This is a genomic window from Raineya orbicola (assembly GCF_002843425.1).
GTDB lineage: Bacteria > Bacteroidota > Bacteroidia > Cytophagales > Thermonemataceae > Raineya > Raineya orbicola.
The window spans coordinates 1-1,322 of record NZ_NKXO01000087.1 but is presented as its reverse complement, the minus strand read 5'-3'; the positions used below and the strand labels follow the sequence as shown (position 1 = coordinate 1,322).

At 33.4% G+C, this 1,322-nt stretch carries 1 protein-coding gene; it reads left to right on the top strand.

What is annotated here, in order from left to right; translation table 11 throughout:
- Nucleotides 1–282: 282 nt before the first annotated feature.
- Nucleotides 283–1,176 carry a tryptophan synthase subunit alpha gene (trpA, locus tag Rain11_RS13695; protein ID WP_317042769.1) on the top strand — a complete coding sequence of 298 codons (894 nt, stop codon included), beginning with the start codon at nt 283–285 and terminating at the stop codon, nt 1,174–1,176.
- Nucleotides 1,177–1,322 lie beyond the last annotated feature (146 nt).

The window sequence follows — 1,322 nt, the reverse complement described above, 5'->3', positions numbered from 1 at the left end:
TTCTGTTTGTAAAAGCAGGAGGATTTCTAATAAATTTGGCATTTTTTTTAGGTTAATCGTTGGAAAATTTTCCTAAATAAATGCCATTTTTTTATTTTTCCAAATACCTCAATTGGCGGTCATATTGAACTAAAAAAGCAAAAAAAATTTAATAAAATTTTCATTTTCAATCATAAAACAAAATTTTATTTTGCAAAAATCATCAAGTTTAACTTAAAAACTTATTTTTATATTACATCTTGTTTCCTGCATCTTGTCTCTAATCTTTACCAAAATTTAACTTTGCTGTCTTATGGAGTAATTTCAAAAATCATTACCTTTGGCGATTATTTTTTATGGAAAGCACAAGAGATGTTTGCTATGAACCGCATAGACCAACTTTTCAAGGAGAAAAAAAGTCATATTCTTACTATTTACATCACCGCAGGATTTCCCAATTTAGATAGTACCGTGCCTATTTTACAATTGCTTGCCCAGAGCGGGGTAGATATGATTGAAATAGGTATGCCCTTTTCCGACCCCCTTGCCGATGGCGAAACTATCCAGAAAAGCAGTCAGAAAGCTTTGGAAAATGGTATGTCCATTACTACACTTCTTGAGCAATTGCAAGATGTACGCTCCAAAGTCCGAGTTCCGATAGTGCTAATGGGTTATTTGAACCCTGTTTTGCAGTTTGGAGTAGAAAAATTTTGTCAAAAATGTGCAGAAGTAGGCATTGATGGTGTCATTTTACCCGATTTACCTTTGCAAGAATATCAGAACGAATACCGCAACACTTTTGAAAAATATGGTTTGCATAAAATTTTTTTAATTACCCCTCAAACCTCCCCTGAACGTATCCGAGCCATTGATGAAGCGAGCCGAGGTTTTGTATATTTGGTTTCGCAGGCAACTACCACAGGCACTAAAACTGGTATCAGCAGTGAGCAAGAAAATTATTTTGCGAAAATTCAAGCAATGAAACTCAAAAACCCTCTGCTTGTAGGTTTTGGTATTTCGGATAAAGATAGTTTCCAAAAAGCCTGCAAGTATGCTAATGGTGCTATCATTGGAAGTGCTTTTATCAAACATATTGAGCAAAATCCTGATTTAGAAAAAGGCATACCCGCTTTTGTAGAAAAAATTTTAGATGTTGGGGTAGAAATAGGAAGCAAGAAACAAGAAGCAGGAAGTTAAGTTATAATTGAATAATATTCAATATGACCGCCAAGTTATGAATTAGTGGATATTGACGGCGTTTAATTTAACAAAATTAAGAAAGATTTCATCATTAAGAAAATCCTTATTGTTTTTTTGTGAGGTATAAAAAAAATACTTATAGC